The following is a 20,718-nucleotide window of genomic DNA, read 5'->3' on the forward strand; positions in this document are numbered from 1 at the left end:
GGCTAGTGAAAGGGCCATTTCCCCGATAAGACGTACATACTTTTTAATACCTTGTAGCAGCGATTTTATATCGCGACCAGTGAAAGGGTCATTCTCCGATAAGACGTACAGGCTTTTATAATACCTTGTAGCAGCGATTTTATATCGCGACAAAGGAAAAGGCTCATTCTCCTATAAAAGCCTCATTTTTGTCATTGTGATGGTTATAACGAACAATCCGATAATGTTCTTATATTTGCTTTCGACAGCTTAAAATCCATATTTTCACCATTTAATCTCCCTATTCTATACGCAGATACCCTGCCACCAGTCACGTAAAAATTTGGTTAATTGCGTAAAGGTGTGCACAATAAGCCCATATAAAACCTAAAATTAGGGAGTGTAAAGATGTTAGGTCTTTCGGCTCGAACAATTTCTGCTGTGCTCAGTATCACAATGTCACTATGTACTTTTGCAAGCTTTGCCAATGTAGATAAGGACAGATCCTATATTTTGGCGACAGCCTCATCTGGTGGCACTTTTTACCCAGTAGGCGTCGCAATTGCGACACTAACTAAGCTAAAAGTCACGCCACAGCACGGTATGAGTGTGTCTGCCATTACCTCTGCCGGTTCGGGTGATAACCTCAAACTCATGCGTAATAAAGAAGCTGAGCTGGCTATTCTACAGGGGCTTTATGGTGCGTGGGCGACGCAGGGAACGGGTGCAATGGCACCTGTTGGCAAACAAGATTATCTGCGTTCTGTGACTATGCTGTGGCAAAACGTAGAGCACTTTGTCATTGCTAAGAAGTATGCCAAAACGGGCAACGTCTCAGATTTGAAAAACCTATATTCACAAGGGTTTGGTATTGGTAAGCGTAACTCTGGAACGGAAGGTTCTGGGAAGCACATCATGGCTGCACTGGGCGTTGATAGTGACAAATTCACTTTGGTGCATAAAGGTTACGCGGGCTCTTCTAGCGCCCTACAAAATGGTCAGATTGCGGGAATGAATATTCCAGCAGGCGTACCTGTCAGCGCTATTACAAGTGCTTATGCAGCCGATGCCAATGGTATTACGGTGCTGGATTTTACTGATGATCAGCTAAATAAAGTCAACGCTGAGGTAGAGTTATGGTCACGCTTCGAGATCCCAGCTAACACTTACCCCGGCCAAACTAACGCAATCAAAACGATTGCGCAGCCAAACTTTCTTGCTGCACATAAAGACATGAGTGAGGAAGATGTATATCTGCTCACCAAGGCAATTTATGAAAATTTAGTCTTTCTTCAAACCATCCATAAAGCGACTAAAGCCATGGCGATAGAAAAGGCACTCATGGGACTGCCTGCTAAGCTACACCCCGGTGCGCTGAAGTATTATAAAGAAATAGGTATTGCCGTACCTGCTCATCTGCAGTAACGCCGCCAACTAAGTAAAACGGGATAGTATCTATCAATGAGTAATAGTAGCAATGAGCAAAGCACATTAGCAGCACCAACAGCAGCTCGTGAGCGGATCGCATTTTATTTAGCGATACTCACGAGTCTGTTGCACCTCTATTTTAACTTGGTCGCCACTTGGCCGGATAACTATATTTCAGCCATTCATTTCATGCTATTTGGTAGCATTATCTTGCTCACCTTGCCACTTAGAGTTGGCAAATTAGCAGTGCTTTCTAGCGTTATTGATACCGGGCTGTTTATCGGTTTAATCGTGAGCTGCGGCTATCTTGTTCTGTACAGTGATTCGCTGGCTGCGCGTAATTATGAATTTGCTACGGCTGACTGGATAGCATCTTCCACCGCTGTACTCCTCGCGCTTGAGTTGGTCCGGCGCTGTATGGGCTGGTTTATCCCGATGATGATCCTACTGGCGATAAGTTATGTGCTGTTTTTGGGACAATATATCGATGGCGTGTTTCATTTTGCTGGTTTAAGCGCAGAAACTATTTTGTTTCGCAATTACTTTGATGACGGCTTGTTTGGACCTATTGCTAAAATTTCTTGGACGTTTGTTTTTATGTTTATCCTGTTTGGCGCATTTCTAGTCCAAGCAGGAACTGGGGATTTTATCATTCGTTTTGCCAATGCGCTTGTTGGTCGCATGGTTGGTGGACAAGGACTTGTTGCTGTCGTGAGCTCGGGTATGATGGGCTCCGTATCGGGCTCTGCTATCGCGAATACAGCGGCGACTGGGGTGATCACCATTCCATTAATGAAGAAAGCTGGATTTCCTGCAAAGTTTGCGGCAGCAGTTGAAGCCGGAGCATCGACGGGAGGTCAGCTGATCCCGCCGATTATGGGGGCTGGTGTATTTGTGATGGCCTCCTATACTCAAATTCCTTATCTTACGATAATTGCGGCGGCCTTTGTTCCCGCTCTGCTTTATTTCGCATCTATCGCCATCTTTGTACGTATTCAAGCTAAGCGTTTGAATATCCAGCCAGCATTAGAGTCAGGGCAATTGAGTGCTTGGCAAGAGCTGAAGTCCGGTTGGCATCATTTATTACCTATCGCGTTGCTCGTAACATTGATGATTTATGGCTTTACGCCAACTTATGCAGTCAGTATTGCGACGCTCAGTGTGTGTCTATTTTCTTTGTTTTTACATTCGCCGATGAAGTGGTCAAAGGTTTTGGCTGCGCTTGCAAATGCAACTGAAAACAGCGCTAAAACAGCAATATTATTGGTGGCCATTGGCATGCTGGTGAATTGTATTTCGATCAGCTCCTTAGGGGTTACTTTTTCTCTAATGATAAATGAATGGGCGGGAGCAAGCTTGATACTGTTGTTGGTATTGATTGCATTGGCCTCGTTAATTATCGGTATGGGACTGCCCGTGACGGCATCATATATTGTGTTGGCAACGCTTTCTGCACCGGCTTTGTATGGCTTGATCAGCCAGTCAGCACTGGTAGAGATCATAGTAAATGGTCAACTCAATGATACTGCGACGATGATGATGAGTATGATGGCGCCAGCACTAGGTGAGATATACAACCAGCCAAATATTACAGCGGCTCAAGTGTTTACTATTTTGGCAAGCTTGCCGCCAGAGGCTATTGATATTATTCGCAGTAGCCAATTTGATGCAACGCATTTAGCCATGATGCTACTTTCTGCCCATATGATTATTTTTTGGTTATCGCAAGATAGCAATGTAACACCGCCGGTATGCTTGGTCGCTTTTACCGCCGCGGGAATTGCCAAAACACCGCCGATGGCAACAGGAATAGAAGCATGGAAAACGGCCAAAGCACTATACATCGTTCCTTTACTGTTTGCTTATACGCCGTTTATTGGGGGGAGTAACTTTGAGATCATGCAGGTTTTTTTCACTGCGCTTGTGGGAATGTACGCTTTGGTAGCAGCGATATACGGTTATGCAGAGGCAAAGCTCAATAAACCTATCAGGATGGTGTTAGCGCTTTTAGGTATCGCTTTAGTTTGGCCGCACCAAATAATCTCTGTAGATATAGCGGCGGCACTGTGTGTTGTTGCTGTTGTTATAAAGCAAGTAATAGATAATCGCCTAACTTAAGCTTTGCTATGCTCCATAAAGTAGGCCCCTAAATTGGGGCCTTATGATATTAGACGATATGTTGGATAGACTGATTTATTCGTGCAGGAAGTAGGGCTTTTAAATACTGCTCTAAGATATGTAGTGATTCTGTGCCACGAATGCCAGCAGCTTCATCTTGTTCTATAAAGCCTTGCTCTTTTAAGCTAGTGACAAACGCACTGAGCACTTTTTTGTCAAAAAACTCTGGGCTTTTGATACCGTGTAAAGTTCCTAGTCGGTCGGCAAGAAGTGCACTTTCTTTTTCAAGCTCGCTACGACTTAATCCTTGATGACGCTTAACCAGGTTAATCGTGATTGCGTAGCGCTCAAGCGTTAAGTGGATCACTTTACCTAACATTTCTAATTGTGCCAATGCGCTACCATCTTTGTTAACTGAGGCAAGGTGACCATCAAAGGCTATCAGATCCTTAGCCGCAAAGTATTCAAAAATAGACTCTATATATCCTGTCTTAAGGTCTGTTAAGAACCACTCTTTTGCAAACAAGGGATACAAAAGCGCTACCTCTTTACGGCACTCATCTACAGTCAAGCTGTAGCGATTGAAGAGTTGCTGAGCGATTAAGCTTGGTACGGCAAACAGGTGCAGAATATTGTTACGGTAATAATTAAGCAGAGCGCGTTCTTTTTCTTTAACGCTAATGATGCTGCCGAAACTGTCTTCAATAATATCGAACTTATCAAGCTTAAGTGCGTGATCGAGTAAGCCCTCAGAGCTCGAATCTGGCCCCGTCGCATTGTCGTGATAAGGTGCATTTCTATGTAGCCCAAGATACAAATCAAGTTGTTGTAGCAGTTGTGGCTTAGGCAGTGCAAACTGCTCGTTACTCAGCAAAATAGTCGCAAGCAAATTAACTGAATTCAGTGCTGCTGAGTTATTTATCTCAGTCATGATGACATCAGCGAGATCTGCGACTTGTTTATTCAGCCAAGCAGGTTTTTGAGTTTCGGTGGGATGGATAGAACTACGCCAATCTGGTTGATGTTCGTTTAAAAATTGGTTGACTGATATCGGATCGCCGAAATTTAAATAACCTCGTCCATAGTTTTTAAGGTTCTTAATCGCCTTAAAAATACCAAAGATAGACTCATTTTTCTTACTGTTACCAGCCAGCTCTTTGAGGTAGGTGTTGATCTCCATAACATGTTCATAACCGAGGTAAACAGGCACCAGTGAAATAGGCCTGTCTATGCCACGCAACATAGATTGCAGTGTCATTGCCAACATACCCGTTTTTGGTGGTAAAAGGCGACCGGTACGACTGCGACCGCCTTCGGTATAAAACTTAACAGAGTACCCTTTGATAAATAACTGACTTAAATACTCCTTGAATACCGCGGAATAGAGCTTGTTGCCAGAAAAGGAGCGACGAATAAAGAAGGCGCCACTGCGGCGGAAAATCGGGCCCGCAGGGAAAAAGTTGAGATTAACGCCAGCTGCGATATGCGGTGGTACTAAGCCCTGATGGTAAATCACGTAAGTTAGAAGCAAGTAATCCATATGGCTACGATGACATGGCACGTAAATGATCTCATGTCCTTTGTCCGCGAGTGCTTGTACTTTGTCTGAGTTATTAACTTCAATACCATTATAAAGCTTGTTCCACAGCCAAGTGAGGACTCTATCAGCTACGCGTACCATCGCGTCTGAATAGTTTGCAGCTATTTCGTCTAATAATCTAAGTGCTTGTAATCTCGCTTCTTCCTGACTTAGACCTTTTGCCTTTGCTTCGTCAGCAATGGCCTTTTTAATACTTTGCGACGCTAAGATAGAATTAAATAGCTGCTCACGTGATGGCAGTTTGGGGCCGGTAGCAGCCAATTTTTGACGACGGAAATGCACGCGTGCAACACGCAGCAGCTTATGTGGCAGCTCCTCAACGTCTGCTTTATCGTTTAACAATTGGTTGAGTTCAATCGGGCGAGAAAATCGAACAAAGTTATCCCGGCCTGAAAACAAGATCACAAAGCATTTGCGTAGCCAGCTCGGTGTTAATGAGTTGGATAATAAGGTTCCCACACCTGGCTTTTCTTTACCTGGATTACGACCCCACAATATGGTGACCGGAATAACCTGCGCATCGGTATTGTTATCATCTTTTAGCGCTTCAAAAATCGCTTTGCTATGTTCAAGCGCATCACTTGGTTTATGACTATTACCAAAGACACTTGGCGGAGTCTGGATCCCAACAAAGCGATTGAGCTCTTTGTTGCCAATTCGCGCCTTTTGAGACGGTCTTGGTAAACCAAGCTTTTTACACATAACGTCTAGCGCGACCATGTCTGATACCGAGTCGAGTCTCGCTACATAAAATGTGGGAATGCTGGGATCTAGCTCGTAATCCTCGATGGGATGCTCTGGTAATACTTTACTTTTAACAAAAAGCCAGTTGCTACAGCGAGCGATGGTTGTGAGCAAATAAGAAAAAATCTGCATGGGAATACCGAACAATTATCATTAGCCATAGAATACCAAGATTTAACTGGACTGACCATTTACAAAGGCGTCATCCATGTTTTCTTGTCGCAATATTTCACTATGGAAGACTAACAGAAGCGAACGCTTGAGTAGAGTGAATTTTGTTCTATGTGCTTTGTGTGGGTGAAAGATGGTGTATGTTCAAAGCGCTTTATCTGCGTGACAGCGCCTACGGATCCTAGGGATAAAATTACTTTGTATTAGTTGTTGCATTTATCACCAATATCACTATAATATGCAGACTTTCTTGACCATAGCGTCTAGGAAAGTAAATGAAAGGTCTGGATTTCAGGCCCTATGAACAGGAACTCCAATTGTGAGTTCAACGGTAGAAATAAATTAACAACCGACTTCTCAGGAATAATTGAGTTAGTCTCGGTCGTTTTTTTATGCTCTTTTTAAATGCTCTTTTTATTTTGAGGTTTAAGAATGTCAAATCAACGCATTCGTATTCGCCTAAAAGCTTTTGACCACCGTTTGATTGACCAATCAACGGCGGAAATCGTGGAAACAGCGAAGCGCACTGGTGCACAGGTTCGTGGTCCAATCCCACTACCTACGCGCAAAGAACGTTTCACAGTATTGATCTCTCCGCACGTAAACAAAGACGCGCGTGATCAGTATGAAATCCGCACCCACAAACGTCTGATCGACATCGTAGAACCAACTGACAAGACTGTAGACGCTCTAATGCGCCTAGACCTTGCTGCTGGTGTTGATGTTCAAATCAGCCTGGGTTAATCGGAAGATTAGAGAGGTTTTAGGAAAATGGCATTAGGTCTAGTCGGTCGTAAAGTGGGTATGACACGTATCTTCACTGAAGATGGTGTATCTATCCCTGTGACAGTTATCGAAGCGACTCCTAACCGTGTTACGCAGATCAAATCTGACGCAACTGACGGTTATAACGCGCTTCAAGTTACTGCAGGCGAGAAAAAAGCAAGCCGTGTAAACAAACCAGCAGCGGGTCACTTCGCTAAAGCTGGCGTTGAAGCGGGTCGCGGCCTGTGGGAATTCCGTCTTAACGGCGGTGAAGGTGAATTTGAAGTAGGTTCAGAGCTAACTGTTGAACTTTTCACTGAAGTGAAAAAAGTAGACGTTACTGGTACTTCAAAAGGTAAAGGTTTCCAAGGTGGTGTTAAGCGCTGGAACTTCAGCATGCAAGACGCAACTCACGGTAACTCTCTATCTCACCGTGCTCCTGGTTCAATCGGTCAAAACCAGTCTCCTGGTAAAGTTTTCAAAGGTAAGAAAATGGCCGGTCAAATGGGTAATGTTCGTTCAACGACACAGAACCTTGAACTAGTACGTGTTGACGCAGAGCGTAACTTGCTTTTAGTTAAAGGTGCAGTACCTGGCGCTATCGGCGGTGACGTTATCGTTAAACCAGCTGTTAAAGCATAAGTCCTGGAGATTTAGTGATGGAATTAGCAATTAAAGGCGCTGGCGCGCTTGAAGTTTCCGAAGCTACTTTTGGACGTGAGTTTAACGAAGCATTGGTACACCAAGTAGTTGTTGCTTATGCAGCAGGTGCTCGCCAAGGTACTCGTGCTCAATTGACACGTTCTGAAGTACGCGGTGGTGGTAAGAAACCATTCCGCCAAAAAGGTACTGGCCGTGCACGTGCTGGTACAATCCGCAGCCCAATCTGGCGCAGCGGTGGTGTGAGCTTTGCAGCTAAGCCGCAAGATCACAGCCAAAAAGTTAACCGTAAAATGTATCGCGGTGCGATCAAGAGCATTCTTTCTGAGCTTGTTCGTCAAGATCGTCTAGTAGTTGTTGAAAACTTTGGTCTAGAAGCACCAAAGACTAAAGAACTAGTAGCTAAGCTTAAAGAACTTGAGCTTAAAGACGTACTAATCGTGACTGAAGAAGTAGATGAGAATCTATTCCTTTCTGCACGTAACCTGTACAAGGTTGACACGCGTGACGTAGCTGGCATCGACCCAGTAAGCCTAATCGCTTTCGATAAGGTTCTGATTACTGCTGCTGCTGTTAAGCAACTTGAGGAGGCGCTAGCATGATCCGTGAAGAACGTCTTTTAAAAGTAATCCTTGCTCCACACATCTCTGAGAAGAGCACTGTATCTGCTGAAGAAAACAACACTATCGTTTTCAAAGTAGCTAAAGATGCAACTAAAGCTGAAGTTAAAGCAGCTGTAGAAAAGCTTTTCGAAGTAGAAGTAACTGGTGTTCGCACTCTAAATGTTAAGGGTAAGACAAAGCGTACTGGTATGCGTTTTGGCCGTCGTAGCGATTGGAAAAAAGCATACGTTACTCTTAAAGAAGGTAGCGAGCTAGACTTTGTCGGCGGCGCCGAGTAATAAGGGGAGTTAGAATTATGGCACTTCAAAAGTGTAAACCAACTTCTGCGGGTCGTCGTCACGTCGTTAAAGTGGTTAACCCTGATCTACACAAGGGTAAGCCTTACGCTCCGCTATTAGAGAAAAACTCTAAATCAGGTGGTCGTAACAACAACGGTCGTATCACGGTTCGTCACATCGGTGGTGGTCATAAGCAACACTACCGTGTAATCGACTTTACACGCACAAAAGATGGCATTCCAGCTAAAGTTGAGCGTCTAGAGTACGATCCAAACCGTAGCGCAAACATCGCTCTTGTATTATATGCAGACGGTGAGCGTCGTTACATTATTGCACCTAAGGGTCTTAAAGCAGGTGATGCAATCCAATCTGGTGTTGATGCACCAATCAAGGTTGGTAACACACTACCTATGCGTAATATCCCTGTAGGTTCTACTGTACACAACGTTGAACTTAAACCTGGCAAAGGTGCACAAATTGCACGTTCTGCTGGTGCTTACGTACAGATCCTTGCTCGTGAAGGTCAATACGTAACACTACGTCTTCGCTCTGGCGAAGTTCGTAAGGTTGAGTCTGATTGTCGTGCGACTCTTGGCGAAGTAGGTAACGCAGAACACATGCTACGTTCACTAGGTAAAGCTGGTGCAAATCGTTGGCGTGGTATCCGTCCTACAGTTCGTGGTGTTGCCATGAACCCGATTGACCACCCACACGGTGGTGGTGAAGGTCGTACTTCTGGTGGTCGTCACCCTGTATCTCCATGGGGCGTACCTACTAAAGGTTACAAGACTCGTAAGAACAAGCGTACTGATAAGTTTATCGTACGTCGTCGTACTAAATAATAGTTGAGGAATTGCCATGCCACGTTCTCTCAAGAAAGGTCCATTTATTGACCTACACTTGCTGAAGAAGGTAGAGAAAGCGTTGGAAAGCGGTGACAAGAAGCCAATTAAAACTTGGAGCCGTCGTTCAATGATCATACCTAACATGATCGGATTGACCATCGCTGTCCATAATGGTCGTCAGCACGTTCCTGTGTTCATCACAGACGAAATGATCGGTCACAAACTGGGTGAATTTGCACCTACACGTACTTACCGCGGTCACGCTGCGGATAAGAAAGCTAAGAAGCGTTAATCGGAGGGTATGATGGAAGCATTAGCTAAACACAAATTCGCCTCTGGTTCGGCGCAGAAAGCACGTCTAGTGGCAGATCAGATCCGTGGACTTCCGGTTGATCGCGCGTTAGAAATCCTGGCGTACAGCCCGAAGAAAGCGGCTGTATTAGTTAAGAAAGTACTTGAGTCTGCTATCGCGAACGCGGAGCACAACGAAGGTGCTGACATTGATGAGCTTAAAGTGGCTAAAGTATTTGTAGACGAAGGTCCTACAATGAAACGTATTATGCCACGTGCTAAAGGACGCGCAGACCGCATCCTTAAGCGTACAAGCCACATCACTGTTGTGGTATCGGATAGCTAGGAGATATAAGTAATGGGACAAAAAGTTCATCCTACTGGTATTCGCCTAGGTATCTCAAAGCCTTGGGTATCTACTTGGTACGCGAATACAAAAGATTTCTCTGAACAGCTTTTTGGCGATCACAAAGTACGTCAATACCTTACTAAGGAATTGAAAAGTGCTTCTGTAGCTAAGATCGTTATCGAGCGTCCAGCTAAATCAATCCGTGTAACAATTCACACAGCTCGTCCTGGTGTTGTTATCGGTAAAAAAGGTGAAGATGTTGAAAAGCTTCGCCAAGCTGTAACTAAGCTTGCTGGTGTACCTGCGCAAATCAACATCGCAGAAGTACGTAAGCCAGAGCTAGATGCACAGTTAGTTGCTGACGGTATCTCTTCTCAGCTAGAGCGTCGTGTTATGTTCCGTCGTGCTATGAAGCGCGCAGTACAAAACGCAATGCGCCTAGGTGCTAAGGGTATCAAAGTTGAAGTAAGCGGCCGTCTAGGCGGTGCTGAAATCGCACGTTCTGAGTGGTACCGTGAAGGTCGTGTACCTCTACACACTCTACGTGCTGATATCGACTACGCAACTTCAGAAGCTTTGACCACTTACGGTATCATCGGTGTTAAGGTTTGGATCTTCAAAGGCGAAGTAATTGGTGGTCTTCCACTAGTTCAAGAGCAAGAGAAGCCAGCTAAACGTGCGCCGAAGAAAGCTAAAAAAAGTGCTAAGTAAGAGGTAGCGACTAATGTTACAGCCAAAACGTACAAAATTCCGTAAGGTACACAAAGGCCGCAACCGTGGTCTGGCTACCAGCGGTAACAAAGTTAGCTTCGGTTCTTTCGGCTTGAAAGCGACTGGCCGTGGCCGTATGACTGCTCGTCAAATCGAAGCAGCTCGTCGTGCTATGACACGTCACGTCAAGCGTCAAGGTAAAATCTGGATCCGTGTATTCCCAGATAAGCCAATTACAGAGAAACCGCTTGAAGTTCGTATGGGTAAAGGTAAAGGTTCTGTTGAATACTGGGTTGCTGAAATTCAGCCTGGTAAAGTACTTTACGAGATGGAAGGTGTTTCAGAAGAGCTTGCTCGCGAAGCATTCGACCTAGCTGCTCGTAAATTACCTTTCAAAACAACATTTGTAACTCGGACGGTAATGTAATGAAAGCTAGCGAACTTAAAGACAAAAGCGTAGAAGAGCTAAATGCTGAACTTCTAGAGCTTCTTCGTGAGCAGTTCAACCTGCGCATGCAAGCGAGCACTGGTCAGCTAGCTCAAACTCACGAGCTTAAGAAAGTACGTCGCAATATTGCGCGTGTGAAAACGGTTATCAACCAGAAGGCAGGTGCATAATGAGCGATAAGATCCGTACTGTACAAGGTCGTGTAGTTAGCGACAAAATGGACAAGTCAATCGTTGTTGCTATCGAGCGTCAGGTTAAACACCCGATCTACGGTAAGTTCATCAAGCGTACAACTAAGTTGCACGCACACGATGAAAACAACACAGCACTAGCAGGTGACGTCGTGACTATTCGCGAATGTGCGCCAATCTCTAAGAAAAAATCTTGGACGCTAGTTGACGTGATTGAACGTCCTAAGAAAGCTTAATTTTAGTTTTTAACTAAATTAGACTTTTATAAAGCCCCGGCATCTGCTGGGGCTTTTGCATTTATGGATAGCTTTTATAAGCCGCTATCGTAGTTAGCGACAAAATGGACAAGTCAATCGTTGTTTCTATCGAGCGTCAGGTTAAACACCCGATCTACGGTACTCTTTATAGAAAGAAAGCATCAAGCGTACAACTAAGTTGCACGCACACGATGAAAACAACACAGCACTAGCAGGTGACGTCGTGACTATTCGCGAATGTGCACCAATCTCTAAGAAAAAATCTTGGACGCTAGTTGACGTGATTGAACGTCCTAAGAAAGCTTAATTTTAGTTTTTAACTAAATTAGACTTTTATAAAGCCCCGGCATTAGCTAGGGCTTTTGCGTTTCTGGATGTATGTTTGAGCGCAACGAAGATGGTTGGTTATTACCTCTATATACTTATTTGTTCCAGAGTCGATAGCTTTATCGCAGTGCTGGACGTAATACGCCGCTCCTTATTCAACAAGCCAATCATAAATATGGAGCATTAAAGGTCGTTACTTTACTTTGTTCGATTTTTAATCGGTACATTTCTTTACTAAATCAAAAAACACGACAATGATTATTGTATTAAATACAAGCTAATAGTTTTGGCATCTATGAATGCTGATAGGCTTATCTATAAATACAATGTCAGGTGCTTTTATGCTTTCTAAGTTAAGGTTAAGCCAACAATTATCTACTTCATTTGGAGTAATGATTGTACTTATGGTTGCACTCTCTAGCGTCGCTTATATTGGATTGAATGGCGGTTATAGTAATTTTGTTGAGTATCGCTCTTTGGCAAGAGCGAGCAATCTAGCAAGTACATTGGAAGCGAACTTGCTCTCACTTAGGATCAATGTGCTGAATTATTTGAAGCAGCAATCAAAAGACGATATTGAACAATTTGAACAGAAAGTGAAACTTTTACATGATGCATTAGCAGAAGCCAAGGAGGCCCTTAATCAAAAAGAAAGCAAGCAGCTTATTGAAAAAAGTGAAACAGCTTTGGTTACATATGAAACTGCTTTTAGGGAGATTATGGCACTTTATGGTCGTAGAAATACTGTGGTTCATGACGGGCTGGATAAAATAGGCCCTCAAATGCGCAAGAATATTTCGCAATTAATAGAATCTAGCATTGATATGAGTGACTTTGAAGGACTTGCGGCTGCTACACATATGCAGGAAAAGCTGCTGCTAGGAAGACTTTTCGTAACGAAATTCTTAGTGAGTAACCAGTTAAATGACTACAACAGGGCCATGGATGAACTAAAGCAAGAGAAGATGTTTCTAACTCAGTCTAAGTCTAGGTTTATGAATGAAAATGCAAAAAATTTACTGTTTGATATAGAACAATCAGGAGAACGCTACTTAGATGGAGTGAGAGAAGTACAAGATATTATCACAGAGAGAAATCGACTGATTACCGAAGTACTAAATATTAATGGCCAAAATATCGCAGAGTATTTGGCACGTGTGAAAGAATCGATCAAGGAAAGACAGGATGAATTAGGTCCCATAGCTCAAAGTGAGAGCAGGAAGACAGTAACAATTATTATTGCAGTATCTGTTGTGGTGATTTTGTTAGGCTGCTTTTTAAGTTGGTATATCACACGACTAATCAAAGCCCCTATTGGTGGGGAGCCAAAAGAAATCGCGGAAGTGGCATCAAGGATAGCCAGTGGCGACCTCACAATACAGTTTGACAGGGGGGAATCGGTCAGCGGTATTTATTTGGCAATGCGTGATATGGCTGACAAACTAAAAGCCATCATTGCAGAAATCCAAAGTTCTACACATGCACTATCTTCCTCGTCGGAAACACTTAGTGCTATCACCTCCCAGTCTAAACAAGGGGCGGACAACCAAATGGAGCAACTCAGTCATAGTGCTGTTTCGATGAATGAAATGGCTGCTACGATTGCTGAGATAACCCAAAGTGCTCAACTCGCAGCGGATGCCGCGACCGATGCGGATTCTCAATCTAATTCAGGTGTTCAAGTTGTCGTTGCAACACAGCAAGCAATGGAAGGTTTAGTAGGTAAAATAGAAAATGTTAGTAAAACCATTGAGAATCTTGAACAAGAAACAGAGTCGGTAGGTTCTATTTTGGATGTTATCAGGGGTATAGCGGAGCAAACTAATTTGTTGGCGCTCAACGCAGCAATTGAAGCCGCAAGAGCTGGTGAACAAGGGCGAGGCTTTGCTGTAGTGGCCGACGAGGTGAGAAGCCTTGCGAGTCGCACCCAAAAGAGCACGGACGAAATTCAGGAGATGATCTCTAAGTTGCAAAATGAAGCGAAGCGCTCCGTTGGCATGATGCGAGAGAATGTGAAAGATGCTAAAGATACAGCAGACAAATCAGCGAAAACGGATGAAGTGTTACAAGCGATTTCTTCCTCTGTGAGTACGATTAAAGATATGAACCTGCAAATAGCCAGTGCTTCTGAGGAGCAAAACACGGTTACACAGCAACTTTCGCAAAGTGTGACAGAAATCAGCGAAACCGCGCAGGAGACAGCAACCGGAGCCGAGCGAGCGTCAGATGAAGCATTGTCGCTGCTGTCTTTATCCCGTGCACTGGATAAATCGGTCAGCAGTTTTAGGTTATAAGTGGTGATACGCTGTAGCACTAAAGTGTGCTGTCTTTTTACTGTACAGCCGTTATGCTAGAGCAAACAATAAAAAATCATCACAGTTATGTTTTCTATCGGGCTAATCAGTCTTATTGCGCTGCTGTATTTAGCGCTTTTATTTACCATTGCATGGGGCGCAGATAGGGCGAGTACTAAATTTAGGTCTTATCGTGCCAAGCAAGTCACCTATGCCTTGTCACTTGGAGTGTATTGCACCTCTTGGGCGTTTTTTGGTACTACCGCGCAAGCTGCAAATAATGGCTGGTGGCTTGCTCCAACTTATGTTGGCACGATTTTACTGTTTATATTTGGTTGGCAAGTCTACACACGAATTGCTGAAATATGCCGCCAGCAGCAGCTCACCTCCATGGCGGACTTTATTGCCACGCGTTACGGTAATTCCTCTAGTTTGTCTGGACTCATTTCTCTGATCTCTGTTATTGCGGTCGTGCCCTATATTGCCCTTCAGCTTAATGCTACCAGCGCCAGTATCGGTATGCTAACAAGCGACACCCAGCGGGTGAGTGTCGCGTTTTGGCAGGATAGTACTTTTTATATCACCTTGCTGTTAGCCCTTTTTGCTATTTTGTTTGGCACACGTAGGCTGAGACCGAGTGAGCATAACCCAGGATTGATGACTGCAATCGCCTTTGAGTCATTAGTTAAGTTGCTGGCGTTTATTGCCGTTGGTGTCTATGTCTGTTTTGTGCTCTTTGAATCACCTACTCATTTATTTAACCAGGCGGAGCAGCAGGGAATTACCAAGCAAATAGAGGCATCGGCTAGCCCAACCTATGTTTATTTAGTTCATGTTCTTTTAGGGGTATTGGCAACGTTGTGTTTGCCGAGGCAGTTTCATACCTCTTTTATTGAATATGATGAACAAAACCAATTTAAGACCGCACGCTGGTTGTTTCCCGTTTATTTGTTGCTGATTAATTTATTTATTTTGCCAATCGCCTATGCCGGGCTGGTGTATTTTAATGGTCAAGATGTTGGCTACGATACGTTTGTGCTTGCCTTACCACTGGGATCTGATGCACCTTTAGTCGCTTTGATAGCCTTTTTAGGAGGGTTCTCTGCGGCGACGAGCATGGTGATAGTCTCAGCCATTGTGCTATCGATTATGATCACCAATGACTTTATCAATCAATTTTTGTTGCGCCGCTCGCAGTTAAATTCGAGCCATCGGGGTTTATCTAAGTTTAATCTGCTCAATGCTCGACGGGTGGTTATTGTTGGCATTTTATTATTGAGTTACGCCAGTCATCGCGTGCTGGCTGAGGGCAACACGTTGGCCAATATGGGGCTCATGTCATTTGCCTTGGTTGCGCAGTTTGCGCCCGCGATGGTGGTTGGTTTATGGTGGCGTGGGGCTTCATGCTTAGGCGCGCAATTGGGGATTGTGACTGGGTTTGCTATTTGGTTTTACACGCTGTTGTTACCGAGCCTCATTAGTGGCTTTAACTTCGAAAGTCACTGGTTGAGCGCGGGACCTTTGAATATCACATGGTTAGCACCTTTAGGCTTTTTGGGTCTGGGGTTAGACAGTACTAGCCAGTCCGTCCTGATCTCTTTAAGTGCAAATTTGTTGGTTTATTTGCTGGTGCCGTTTATTTCATCTGCACGTCTTGCTGAGCGCTTACAAAGCAATAAATTTGTAATGCCGTCCAAATCTACACAGTCCGCTAACACGGTATTGAGTTACCAAGACTTGGCAACATTACTGCAGCGCTTTAGCGAGCAAGCGCGTGCGCAGCAGCTTGTTGAGCTTCATTTTCCTAAAGAGCCTGCAAACTGGAAACTGCCAGCGCCATTGCAAGTTGAAAATATGATCGAGCGGGAAATGTCGACGCTCGTTGGTGGGGCATCTGCGAAACTGATTTTAGATGTCGCCAAAGATGAAAAACGCCAACCTTTAGAACAAGTTGCAGAATTTGTCGATGAAGCGTCACAGGTGCTACGTTTTAATCGCGACTTACTGCAGTCGACGATAGAAAACGTCAGTCAGGGGATAAGTGTAGTAGATAGCCAACTGCAATTGGTCGCTTGGAACCAGCGCTACGCAGAAATGTTTAATTATCCAGACAATGCGTTGTTTATTGGGCGTCCTGTAGCTGAACTTATTCGTTACAATGCGCAGCGTGGACTATTTGGTGATGCCGATGTCGAGCAGCAAGTAGAGAAGCGTCTATCACATTTACGACGAGGTAATGCGTATCGCTACCGCCGCGAGCATCACGATGGTCGAGTGTTTGAAATGCAAGGTAACCCATTGCCTGGAGGTGGATTTGTAACGACCTATACGGATATCACCGAGTTTGTAAAACAACAATCCTTACTAGAGCAAGTTAATGTCAATCTAGAAGAAACGGTTGCGGCAAGGACCAAAGAGTTGATAGACGCCAACCGTGCTTTATCTTCTGCGAAACGCCAAGCGGAACATGCAACGGAGAGTAAGACCCGTTTTTTCGCCGCAGCGAGTCATGATCTGTTACAGCCATTTAACGCAGCGAGCCTGTTTTGCTCATTGATGAGTGAAAAGGCCCAAGGGACCGACTTAGCTGAGCTTTCGCAAAGCATCAAAAGTTCATTGGCAAGTGCTGAAGAACTGTTGTCGAGCATTCTTGAGCTAACAAAGTTAGAGGCTGGGGCGTTTAAGGTTAATCGCTCGCGCTTTGCGTTGTCGTCACTGCTGGAACCATTGGAAAACGAATATGGGGCGGTTGCGAAAGACAAAGGGTTAGCGTTTGCGGTGCGGGTTTGTGATGCCATGCTCTACACCGATAAAGCACTGCTAAAAAGGGTATTGGGAAACTTACTGAGTAACGCTATCCGTTACACTGAGTCTGGTACGGTAAGACTTATCGCTGAATGTCAGGGGGAGAGTGTTTCTATCATTGTTGAAGACACTGGCGTGGGCATTGCAAAGCAAGATCAGGACGCCATATTTCAAGAGTTTAAACAGCTGCATAGTAAAGAGCTGGCGCAGGGGTTAGGACTTGGACTTGCGATCAGTAAACGAATTTGCGAAGTGTTGGAAATACCCATCACCCTTGGCTCACAACTTAATAAAGGCACGCAATTTACCTTAACACTGCCAAGTTATGGAATGCAGACGGATCAAAAGACCGAAGTAATCGCTGACAAGCCCAGCGGTGATTCGCAATTATCGGGTCTGTCTATTTGGTTGCTAGATAATGATGCCAACGCGCTTAATGCACTATCTCAAGTATTACTGAGTTGGGGGTGTCAGGTGGCCGTAGCGCGAGATGAGGCAGAGCTTAGCGCGCTGCAAGCAACGAGCCGGGCTGATATGCTGATCGCGGATTATCAGCTTGATCATGGTGTCACTGGACTTGAGGTAATAGCAGCGCTTGCGCTTGATGATATGGCAATCATTATTAACACAGCTAACCACGACGAGGCTATTCGAGAGCGGGTGAGTGATGCAGGGATCCCATTACTCTATAAGCCACTTAAAACGCCTGCCCTAAAGCGCATGATTAAGCGACTAATCTAGTTGTTTATGTGCTCGCTTCATCGTCGAGATGTACATCCGTAGCCAGCTGATTAAAGAGGATCCCAGCTTGGGTGCGGTTATACACATTGAGCTTTTTTAAAATAGCTGAAACATGCTGTTTGATGGTGGTCTCTTGAATCGACATTGCATACGCAATCTGCTTATTCAAAAGGCCATCGGCAATCATGGTTAATACTCGATATTGCTGGGGAGTTAGCTTTTCTAAATTACGCGCAAATTGCGCTTGTTCGCTGTCATTTTCAGGCGCGATATCCACGATTTCGGGTAACCAAGTTTCTCCTTCAATAACCAGCTTGATGGCACCACTGATCACCTCTAGTGAGGAAGACTTGGGAATATAAGCGCTTGCCCCGAGGGCAACGCATTGGCTAATAATGGCTGCCGATTCGTTGGCTGAAACCATGATCACCAATATGTCTGGATACTGATTTCTTAACCGGGCAAGACCCTCGAGACCTTTCGCGCCAGGAATAGATAAGTCCAAAAATACTAGCTCTGTTTCAGGATGCGCGATCAACATCTCGAATAAGCTGTCTAAGGTACTGGCTTCTTTGATAGGGTCATGACCAATCGCTTGTGCAGCGGCTTGTTTGAGTGCGCTGCGAAATAATGGGTGGTCATCAGCGATGATTGCTTGCACCTGAGACATCCTTAACTAACTCCTAGTATCCGTTGTTATAGGGTATTTCCAAAACTACATCAAGTGATTGAGATAGCGAGGCTCCCTTGCAGCCTCGCTTTCGGTGCTAAAAACGATAACCCACGGTAAGCGAAACGGTTCTTGGGTCGCCAAAGTAGCCTATCAAGGTATTATCACCACCAAGCCCCGGCGTGTACTTACTCACATTACTCGGATCGCTCGGGTCTGGTGTCACGAACTGATAGCCTCCTATCATATATTCTTCATCGGTCAGGTTTTTCCCATGAAGGCCAACACGCCAATTGCCATCTGTGCTATACCAATTAATACTCAGATTGACTAAACCATAGCTATCCTGCGTCAGTAGGCTATCTTCCTCAAATAAGACATAATCACCACGATGGTAGTAGCTGGCATTGAATACCCAATCGCCAATATCACTGTAGAGTTTGTATGTCGCCCCAAGGTTAAAAGTTAAATCTGGGGTGTTAGAAATACTAAAGCGGTCTGATTTGTCAAATGTCGCACCCGTGTCTGGGTTAGTATCGAGTACCTCTTCGAAGTCGCTGTCTATATATCCTATCGCGGCGTCAAAACTCAGCGCCTCTGTAGCGACATAGCTCAGCTCGGCTTCAATACCATTTGCTGTAGACTTACCTATGTTGCCAAGTCGTTGGTTTAGATCGGCAGAGGTTGCACCGGGCAATACGGAAATATATTGGCGGTCTTTGTGATCTAACGTGAATAGCGTGATATTGGCTCTTAGATTATCGTTCCACTCGCTTTTCATACCAATTTCGAATGAATCTACGATTTCAGGGTCTGCAGCAGGCTCTGCGGTGCTGGCTCTGGGATTGAAGGTGCCGGATTTAAATCCTTGAGCATAGCTGGCAAAGAACATGATATCGCGGTTGTATTGATATTCCACTCCCACTCTTGGCGTAAACCGTGACCAATCTTCTTCATCATCGAGCACTGATGGTACGAGCTCACCTGCAGGGCGTGTATAACCTGGGATCCAATTTGATTCGGGATACACGACATCAAAGATCAAACCATTGCTGACTTGTGCTTCTTTGCTGTCTTTAGTGTAACGAGCGCCCAATGTGAGCGACCACTGCTCTGCTAAATCAATGGTGCCTTGAATATACGCGGCTTTACTATTTGAGTTGTTACAACCACTGACTTCTCGCGTAAGGCCTGGTGCGCCCAAGCTTTGTCCTAACACTTCTAAAATTGCTTGGAATTGGCCGCATGACTCGCCATCGTAATAATATAGACCTGAGACAAATTTATAGCCGTTACCTGCATGGCTTAGCTGTATCTCATGCGTGGTTTGCTCATCATCGTAAATGGCGGGTACATCAAAGATCCGTAATGGCGTATTATCAAAGTCGATATTGGTCGGGGAGTAACTATCTCGGCTAGCACCGATGTATTTTATTGTGGTAGCGTCAGAAAGATCCCAACGAGCGGTCAAACTATATCCCTCAAGCTCGACTTTATTCCAGGTTGGCATACTGGTGTAAGAATCAAATACGCTGTCAGGCACGGGGGCGTCAGTCAGTAAGCTCGGCAACAAGCGATAACCCCCTTTAGAGTTGGAGTCATCGTCGGTTTTATCCCATGCTAAACGGAAGAACAAATCGTCGCTTGGACGATATTCCAAGGTTAACCGCGCAGCTTGAATTTCTTTATTGTAGTTTTCCTTGTCTTGGCCGGGTAGCGTTGAAACCTTGAACTCGCCAAAGCCATCTCGATTCAAGGTAGCAAAGCCATAACCTAAGTAGAGCGTGTCTTCCACGAGCGGCAGTTGACCTGTGATCTTAAGATCGCGTTGATTATAACTACCAACCGTTCCCTCCACGTTAAATGTCGCATCGCCAGACATTTCCTTAGTGACATATTTTATAGCGCCACCAATGGTGTTTTTGCCATATAGCGTCCCTTGCGGTCCTCGTAGTACTTCAACCTGTTGTACATCAAGCAGATCGAGTACAGCCCCTTGCGGCCTTGCCAAATAAATGTCATCGACGTAAATGCCGACACCAGGTTCATAACCCCACAATGGGTCTTGTTGCCCGACACCACGAATAAAGGCAGTGAGGGTGGAGTTAGTGCCACGGCTAGCTTGAAGCGTGGTATTGGGTGAAAACTGCTGGACTTCAGAGAGTACCGAAATGCCATTTTCAAGTAGATCGGTTTCACCGATAGAAGTCACTGCAACTGGAACGGTTTGAAGGTTTTCTACCGTCTTGCGCGCCGTGACTTCAATACGTTCTAGCTTGCCTTCTGATTGTGTTGCTTGTTCTGCTGCCGCTGGGCTGACTTGAGTTGCGAGTGTAATAGCCAACGCGATAGCTGAATATCTAGGTTGGTAAATGTTCATCCTGTGGTCCCTATTATTGTCATTTTGGGTGCTTGTTGTCACA

General features: G+C 44.8%; 18 protein-coding genes and 1 pseudogene. 16 read left to right on the forward strand and 3 right to left on the reverse strand.

Translation table 11 applies throughout. The annotated features are described in order from the left end of the window. Positions 1 to 387: 387 nt before the first annotated feature. The gene (locus EXT47_RS00865) at positions 388 to 1,404 is read left to right on the forward strand and encodes a TAXI family TRAP transporter solute-binding subunit (protein ID WP_130125733.1); all 1,017 of its coding nucleotides are present in this window, start codon (positions 388 to 390) and stop codon (positions 1,402 to 1,404) included. 36 nt (positions 1,405 to 1,440) lie between these two features. Then, the gene (locus tag EXT47_RS00870) at positions 1,441 to 3,525 is read left to right on the forward strand and encodes a TRAP transporter fused permease subunit (RefSeq protein WP_130125734.1); all 2,085 of its coding nucleotides are present in this window, start codon (positions 1,441 to 1,443) and stop codon (positions 3,523 to 3,525) included. 49 nt (positions 3,526 to 3,574) lie between these two features. Here EXT47_RS00870 and plsB read toward each other — a convergent pair whose 3' ends face one another. Next, on the reverse strand, positions 3,575 to 6,001 hold the full coding sequence (gene plsB / locus EXT47_RS00875; protein ID WP_130125735.1) for a glycerol-3-phosphate 1-O-acyltransferase PlsB: 2,427 nt from the start codon (positions 5,999 to 6,001) through the stop codon (positions 3,575 to 3,577). Between the two features lie 471 nt (positions 6,002 to 6,472). Between plsB and rpsJ the strand changes: the two genes are divergently transcribed. The 14 genes and pseudogenes from rpsJ to EXT47_RS00945 all read left to right on the forward strand — a co-directional run bounded on the left by rpsJ (position 6,473) and on the right by EXT47_RS00945 (position 17,625). Continuing rightward, positions 6,473 to 6,784, forward strand: coding sequence for a 30S ribosomal protein S10 (rpsJ, locus tag EXT47_RS00880; protein ID WP_010376390.1), 312 nt, complete (start codon positions 6,473 to 6,475; stop codon positions 6,782 to 6,784). 27 nt (positions 6,785 to 6,811) lie between these two features. Further along, positions 6,812 to 7,447, forward strand: coding sequence for a 50S ribosomal protein L3 (rplC, locus tag EXT47_RS00885; protein ID WP_010376387.1), 636 nt, complete (start codon positions 6,812 to 6,814; stop codon positions 7,445 to 7,447). A 17-nt stretch (positions 7,448 to 7,464) separates the two neighbouring features. Continuing rightward, complete coding sequence (gene rplD / locus EXT47_RS00890) at positions 7,465 to 8,067, forward strand: 50S ribosomal protein L4 (protein WP_010376385.1); 603 nt, start codon at positions 7,465 to 7,467, stop codon at positions 8,065 to 8,067. Beyond that, positions 8,064 to 8,366, forward strand: a complete 303-nt coding sequence (gene rplW, locus EXT47_RS00895) for a 50S ribosomal protein L23 (RefSeq protein WP_010376382.1) — start codon at positions 8,064 to 8,066, stop codon at positions 8,364 to 8,366. The genes rplD and rplW overlap by 4 nt, the downstream gene beginning before the upstream one ends. Before the next feature lie 17 nt (positions 8,367 to 8,383). Further along, complete coding sequence (gene rplB / locus EXT47_RS00900; RefSeq protein ID WP_010607737.1) at positions 8,384 to 9,208, forward strand: 50S ribosomal protein L2; 825 nt, start codon at positions 8,384 to 8,386, stop codon at positions 9,206 to 9,208. A gap of 16 nt (positions 9,209 to 9,224) precedes the next feature. Continuing rightward, positions 9,225 to 9,503 (forward strand): 30S ribosomal protein S19, encoded by a 279-nt coding sequence (rpsS, locus tag EXT47_RS00905; RefSeq protein ID WP_010376377.1) that lies wholly within the window; start codon positions 9,225 to 9,227, stop codon positions 9,501 to 9,503. Positions 9,504 to 9,515: 12 nt separating this feature from the next. Continuing rightward, a complete protein-coding gene (gene rplV, locus EXT47_RS00910) occupies positions 9,516 to 9,848 on the forward strand; it encodes a 50S ribosomal protein L22 (RefSeq protein ID WP_010376375.1) in 333 nt (110 codons plus the stop codon). Between the two features lie 12 nt (positions 9,849 to 9,860). Then, the gene (gene rpsC, locus EXT47_RS00915; protein ID WP_010376374.1) at positions 9,861 to 10,562 is read left to right on the forward strand and encodes a 30S ribosomal protein S3; all 702 of its coding nucleotides are present in this window, start codon (positions 9,861 to 9,863) and stop codon (positions 10,560 to 10,562) included. A gap of 13 nt (positions 10,563 to 10,575) precedes the next feature. Next, positions 10,576 to 10,989, forward strand: coding sequence for a 50S ribosomal protein L16 (gene rplP, locus EXT47_RS00920; RefSeq protein WP_010376373.1), 414 nt, complete (start codon positions 10,576 to 10,578; stop codon positions 10,987 to 10,989). Further along, the gene (gene rpmC / locus EXT47_RS00925; RefSeq protein ID WP_010376372.1) at positions 10,989 to 11,180 is read left to right on the forward strand and encodes a 50S ribosomal protein L29; all 192 of its coding nucleotides are present in this window, start codon (positions 10,989 to 10,991) and stop codon (positions 11,178 to 11,180) included. The genes rplP and rpmC overlap by 1 nt, the downstream gene beginning before the upstream one ends. Continuing rightward, positions 11,180 to 11,437 carry a 30S ribosomal protein S17 gene (rpsQ, locus tag EXT47_RS00930; protein ID WP_010376371.1) on the forward strand — a complete coding sequence of 86 codons (258 nt, stop codon included), beginning with the start codon at positions 11,180 to 11,182 and terminating at the stop codon, positions 11,435 to 11,437. The genes rpmC and rpsQ (EXT47_RS00930) overlap by 1 nt, the downstream gene beginning before the upstream one ends. 104 nt (positions 11,438 to 11,541) lie before the next feature. Then, positions 11,542 to 11,765, forward strand: a pseudogene (gene rpsQ / locus EXT47_RS00935) (30S ribosomal protein S17). Between the two features lie 361 nt (positions 11,766 to 12,126). Next, entirely contained in the window at positions 12,127 to 14,079 is a 1,953-nt protein-coding gene (locus EXT47_RS00940) for a methyl-accepting chemotaxis protein (RefSeq protein ID WP_240701579.1), read from the forward strand. 87 nt (positions 14,080 to 14,166) lie between these two features. Next, positions 14,167 to 17,625 (forward strand): PAS-domain containing protein, encoded by a 3,459-nt coding sequence (locus EXT47_RS00945; RefSeq protein WP_130125737.1) that lies wholly within the window; start codon positions 14,167 to 14,169, stop codon positions 17,623 to 17,625. A gap of 4 nt (positions 17,626 to 17,629) precedes the next feature. Here the strand turns inward: EXT47_RS00945 and EXT47_RS00950 are convergent, their stop codons facing one another. Continuing rightward, on the reverse strand, positions 17,630 to 18,295 hold the full coding sequence (locus tag EXT47_RS00950; protein WP_130125738.1) for a response regulator transcription factor: 666 nt from the start codon (positions 18,293 to 18,295) through the stop codon (positions 17,630 to 17,632). A gap of 97 nt (positions 18,296 to 18,392) precedes the next feature. After that, a complete protein-coding gene (locus tag EXT47_RS00955; RefSeq protein WP_130125739.1) occupies positions 18,393 to 20,675 on the reverse strand; it encodes a TonB-dependent receptor in 2,283 nt (760 codons plus the stop codon). Between the last annotated feature and the right edge of the window lie 43 nt (positions 20,676 to 20,718).

Origin of the sequence: Pseudoalteromonas sp. CO342X (assembly GCF_004208915.1) — a bacterium.
Taxonomy (GTDB): Bacteria; Pseudomonadota; Gammaproteobacteria; order Enterobacterales; family Alteromonadaceae; genus Pseudoalteromonas; species Pseudoalteromonas maricaloris.